At 61.3% G+C, this 357-nt stretch carries 1 protein-coding gene; it reads right to left on the reverse strand.

What is annotated here, in order from left to right; all coding sequences use genetic code 11:
* On the reverse strand, positions 1-357 hold a 357-nt coding region (locus tag ACR6JA_RS23000), incomplete at both ends, for a hypothetical protein (protein ID WP_494599818.1).

Raw genomic sequence — 357 nt, forward strand, 5'->3', positions numbered from 1 at the left:
GCCGTACTGGTCAAACGGAACTGGGCCGAACTTGACGGTCTGGTTGGCGGCATTGGTGATGGTCAGCTTCAGGCCGTTCTCCTGGCCATCGGCGTTCCGCAGGAAAAGCGTTTCGTCAAAAGGGTCGACGCGTTCACCGCTTTGCGGCAGGAACGTCACTATCGTCCGCATAAACAGGGAATCCAGGGGATTGCCGGAGTCCGGCGGCCGAATCAGCGCGTCCAGGCCCGGGCAGGCCGCGGCGCTATTGGTGCGCACCGTCACGTTGAATGGCTTGGCCTGCGGCAGTTTGCCGTTGTAGTTGGCAGTGGTCAGCACCGTGTCGAACAGCAGTGTGTTATCGACGCTGACCGAACC

The organism is Cedecea sp. B1(4), assembly GCF_059414925.1.